Annotated in this window: 3 protein-coding genes and 1 pseudogene; 2 read left to right on the plus strand and 2 right to left on the minus strand. The window is 73.8% G+C overall.

Annotation, left to right across the window (positions count from 1 at the left end; all coding sequences use genetic code 11):
* Positions 1-446, minus strand: a pseudogene (locus tag ACFWU3_RS36360) (citramalate synthase); the annotation flags it as partial.
* Between the two features lie 470 nt (positions 447-916).
* On the opposite strand from ACFWU3_RS36360, the gene ACFWU3_RS36365 reads away from it, so the two are divergent.
* Together ACFWU3_RS36365 and ACFWU3_RS36370 are read left to right on the plus strand one after the other, a co-directional pair.
* Positions 917-3,160 (plus strand): condensation domain-containing protein, encoded by a 2,244-nt coding sequence (locus ACFWU3_RS36365; RefSeq protein ID WP_384445882.1) that lies wholly within the window; start codon positions 917-919, stop codon positions 3,158-3,160.
* A gap of 93 nt (positions 3,161-3,253) precedes the next feature.
* On the plus strand, positions 3,254-3,712 hold the full coding sequence (locus tag ACFWU3_RS36370) for a hypothetical protein (protein ID WP_384445884.1): 459 nt from the start codon (positions 3,254-3,256) through the stop codon (positions 3,710-3,712).
* A 105-nt stretch (positions 3,713-3,817) separates the two neighbouring features.
* Here ACFWU3_RS36370 and ACFWU3_RS36375 read toward each other — a convergent pair whose 3' ends face one another.
* Positions 3,818-4,708, minus strand: coding sequence for an SAM-dependent methyltransferase (locus ACFWU3_RS36375; protein WP_384445886.1), 891 nt, complete (start codon positions 4,706-4,708; stop codon positions 3,818-3,820).
* Positions 4,709-4,871: the final 163 nt, after the last annotated feature.

Consider the following 4,871-nt stretch of genomic DNA (forward strand, 5'->3'; position numbering starts at 1 on the left):
AGGAAGGAGACGGTGTCGCGGACCATCTCCAGGTTCTCCTCCAAAGTGGTGCGCAGGGCCAGTTCCACATGCCGGTCGTGCGACTTGGCGACCAGACAGACCACCGGCGCGCCGGAGTCGACGAGTGCCTTGACCTGCAAGTCGGTTGCCGCTTGCGCGCCGGGGCGGCGGGTGGCGCCGAACGCGACCAGCTGCGCGTGCCGGAAGGTGATCTCTCGCGGGGCGCGGGCGAAGAACTCGGTGTCACGGGGGTTGGCACCCGGCCAGCCGCCCTCGATGAACCCCACGCCGAACTCGTCCAGGTGCCGGGCGATGGCCACCTTGTCCGCGACGGTGAGGTTGATGCCCTCACGCTGCGCGCCGTCGCGCAGCGTGGTGTCGAAGACATGGAAGGCGTCGTCGACGGAAGCGGCGGTGGCCTGCTTCCCCAATCTGGGTACTTCCATGGCGAGCTCCTCGTGCTCGTGTCCACTTCTGCCTCTTGGCACGCTACGCAGACACAGAGCACCGCCCCCGCTCCCTCCACCCGCCGTGGACGGGACCTCCAAGGGGTCTGATGACACCCTCGAGCCGGCCCCGCCTGGCCGAAACACCAGCCCGCCTGGCTCAAACACCCTCCCACCTGGCCGGAAGGGAGGTGCTCCCTGGCCGGAATCCCTCACTCCCATCGGATCGTGGGCCGGCGCGGTCTGTCGGTCCCGGCGGAAGACGCTGCCCGCGGACCCCGCCGCGCCGTGTCCATGCACCGCCTCTCGTGCACTTCACCTGTTCCGCCCGCTGCTTCCCGTTCCGGCGGGGCCACGAGTGCCGTGTCGGTCCGGTGTCAGGGCTGTGTCGGCGGGTCCGCGCATACTCGTTCAGCGCTTCCACCGAGGGAGGAGGGCGGGGTCTTCTCCGGCGCGTCCCCGAAGAGACGATGAGCAGGAGCCCCTTCACACGCGGAACGCGGAACGAACCGACGGCCGTTGTCGTGGACTTCGGCCCGACCTCCAACCCCGGGCTGCTGCCCGCCCTGGAGCTGTACGGCGCGGTGGACGGTACCCGCGTCCAGCACGCCCTGGACGACATCGCGCTGCGCGATTCGGCCGCCGCGGCCTGGCGCCCGGTACTCACCGCCCACGGGCCGGAGCACCACACCCTGCGTTTCACCGCCGGTGCGGGCGCCGTACCCGGTGACTTCCCGCTCGGTCTGCTGGCCGATCTGCTCACCCGCCCCGGAACGGTCGGCGTGCGGTCGGCCCGCAGTGTCGCCTCCACACCGCTCCAGCGCGAGCTGCTCGCCGACGCCGATGCCCACCCCGGCACCGGACGCCAGGTGGAGCAGCTCGCCTGGGACTGGCACGGGCCGCTGGATTCCGAACGGTTCACGGCCGCCTGGCAGTCCGTCGTCGCGCGCGAGAGCGTGCTGCGCACCGCCTTCGACGACGGCCCCGACCCCGCCACCGTGATCCACGACCGTATCGACGCCGAGGTGCAGCGGCTGCCGTACACGCCCGCCGCCTGGCCCGCGCTCCTCGAAGGCGACCTGCGCCGCGGCGTGGACCCGCGCCGTCCCGGACCGCTGCGCATCACCGTCCTGGACGCGCAGGTGGCTCCTCCCGCGACCGCGCCCAGCCGGCTGCTCCTCACCTACCATCGCGCCCTTCTCGACGCGTTCAGCGTGCGCCTGCTGCTGCGCGAGATCTGCCGGGCCTATCTCGCCGACGGCCGCCTGCCGGGCGGGCAGCGCCGACCCGACATGGGTGACTACCTGCACTGGCTCACCGGTCAGGACACCGCCCCCGCGAAGGAGTTCTTCACCCGCAGCCTGTCCCGTGACGACGGGGCCGCCGGTGACGAAGCTGCCGTAGTCGGGCAGGAGTTCATCACCGGTACCCCGCAACCTGCGGCCGGTACCGGCGGATTCACCATCGAAGTCGTCGAAGTCGTCGAACCGGCACTCGGAGCCGATGGGTTCACCGAGGGGCCGGTCGCCGGGCTGAGAGCGCCGGCCCGGAAAGCTGACGTCGCCAGGGAGATGAGCGCCGTCGGAGTCGAGGCGTGGGAGGACTGCGGCTGTGTCCGGTTCGGGCTCACCCCGGATGAAAGCGGCGCGCTGGCCGCCTGGGCCGTGAGCTGGGGGGTCACCGAGAGCACGGTGCTCCAGGCTGTGTGGGCGCTGCTGCTGTACCGGGCCGGCGGAGCGGCGGGCGCGGCGCAGGTCCGGTTCAGCACCTCCGTCTCGGGCCGGGGTGTCGGCCTGGAGGGGGTGGAACGCCTGCCCGGCGCGCTGAGCGGCCCGCAGCCGCTGTCGGTGAGGATCGATCCGCGGGCCACCGTCCCCGCACTGCTGGCCGAACTGCGTGACCGCGCACTGGACATGGCCGGGTACGAATGGGCGTCGGCGGGCCAGATCCATGCCTGGACCGGGCAGCCGCCGGCGACCGGGAGCCTCCTCTCCTTCGAGAGCCACCCGCCGCTCGGCACCACGCTGGAGACCGAACTCGCCGCCCTGGGAACCCGGGTGGAGCCCCTGCCGCAGCCGGCCGGACACCGCGACTTCCCGCTCGCGCTGACCGCCCACCACGATGAGGCACGGCGCCTGGTGATGACCTCCCGCAGCCGGGCACCGCTCGCCACTGCCGAGACCCTTGCCCGTCACATCCGCCTGCTGCTGTGCGAACTCCCTCACCGGGCGGGGGAGTCCACCACCGTCGCCCAGGTCCTCCAACTGCTTCCCACCGCCGGCCCTCCATCCGGCGCCCTGCTGAAAGGAGCCGGCAGGGGTGCGCACACCCCCGCCGCCGGGCCGGAGCTGGTGGTGCTGCGGCGCGCGCGGCACTTCGGTGCGGGCACCGTCGCCCTGATGAAGACGCCGGGCCGGCCGGAGGTGTTCCACGACAGGCTCGCGCACGCCTACCCCGGACCCGAGGAACTCGTCCTGCTGGCCCCTGAATCCGGTGGGCCGCCTGAGTGGGCGACCGCCCTTGCCGCACGAACCAGGGTCGGCACCTCCCTCGTCCTGGGCGCCGTGTCCGGGCAGGGAATCGTCGCCTGCGAGACCGCCCGGCTGGCCGCCGCGCACGGGGCACGGTCCCGGGTCGTGGTCCTGACCGGCGACACCGGCGACACCGTCCGGCTCGCCCGCAGCCTCCACACCGCCACCCGCCGCCGCACCTGACCCTCGCCACCGGCCCGTCCGTGGATCTCTGGCGGCGGGGCGCATGAGTGGGAGTCGAGAAGGACTCGAGTGCCGGGCGCGATCGTGGGGGACATGTCCGAGGCGACGACGCAGCAGCGCACGGCCCGACTCCTTGCCCTGGCCCGGGCGGAGGCCCTGCGGATGTCCGGCACCGGCCCGGCGCACCGCGACGCGGGAGCGGTGACCGCCGCCGCGCTGCGTACGCATGCCGCCCTGTGCGCTCGGCTGGGCAGCGGCGTGCCCGTCACCATCCTGGCCGCCTGCCCCGGCACGCTGGGCCTGGCCACCTTCCTGGCCGTCTACGCCGCCGCCGGCCGATCGGCGGCCGCACCGGACCGGCCCACCCCGCCGGACGGGACCGTCCAGGTGGCGGAGGACCTGTCGCCTGTGCGCACTTCCCGCCCCGCGGTGACGACCGTGACGGCGGGCGTCCCCTCGGCCGATGACCCGCCAGCGGTCGGCATGGGCTGGAGCCGCGGTCGCTGTCCGGTCGGGGCCGTCCGCCGCGGCAGCGCTCCGCCCCCACGCTGACCGCACCCCTTCCAGCAGCGCCCGCTCGGCGTCCCACCCCCGGCGCCGAGCGGGCGCCCCCGTCCGGTTCACCGCGCCCTTCTTGCCGCCACCGCCGTCGGGTGGTCAGCGGCGGACCGCGGTGACGCGGACGTTGCAGAGGATCCGGTCCTCCAGCGCGCACGCCAGGATGCCCAGCCCTCGTTCGTAGCGGGCCACCACGTCCTCGCCCGCCAGGACCACGGCCACGTCACGGCAGCGCGCCAGACGCTGGAGCCACGCCCGGCAGGCCCGCGCGTACGAGGCGTACTCGTCCACGACATCGAGGACGTCGAACGATCCGTCGGCGCCCTGCACCACCTCGTGCAGGCGGGGAATGTGGCCAGTGGGGAAGGGATGTCCGGCGCGGCGCAGGAACGCGAGATCCGCGGCCGGCCCGCGGTCGTCCGCGCGTGGCACTTGTGCGGTGAGGATGTGCAGTACCAGTCGGGCCCCGGGGCGCAGCGCCGCGCCCACCGTGGTGAAGAACGCCCGGTAGCGGGCCGCTCGTTCGTCTCGTGCCGCTCCGGCGGGAACCACCTGTTCGAGGGTGTTGATGCCGAACGCCGCGTCGTAGGGGCCGTCGGGGACGTGGTCCTGCCAGTCCTCGACCCGCGCCGAGATCCGCGGGTTGCCGAAGCCGGCGGCGAACCGCGCCTGGAGCGGGCTGTGCGTCAGGCCCACGGCGTGTTCGACACCGTGGACGACCGTGAGCCGGTTGAGCAGGGTGCCCCAGCCGCAGCCGAGGTCCAGTACCCGCCGGGCTCCGCCGGCGCCGGCGAGTTCGACGAACCGGTCGAGCTTGCGTTCCTGCGCCTCGTCCAGCGTCCCGGCCAGTTCCTCGCCGTCCTCCCAGTACCCGCCCGAGCTCACCATCGTCTCGCCCAGGAGCAACCGGCAGAAGGCGTCACCGGCCTCGGGAGGGTGCTCCGCGGTGTGGCCGCCGGGCACCGGGCTGCCGCCGGTCACCGTCGTCATGTCCGTCCCCCAACTCGCATAGGCGGCTGTCGGGAGCCAAGGGAACCGCGCCGCACGCAACACCAGCGCAAGACGCGCCCCGGCCGCGGCCGCCCGCGCCCGCACCGCACCGGCGGACGGGGCGCGCAGGTGCCGGACGAAGCATGGGTCCGCGGCCGCCGGC

The sequence above is a fragment of the Streptomyces sp. NPDC058685 genome, assembly GCF_042714725.1.
GTDB lineage: Bacteria > Actinomycetota > Actinomycetes > Streptomycetales > Streptomycetaceae > Streptomyces.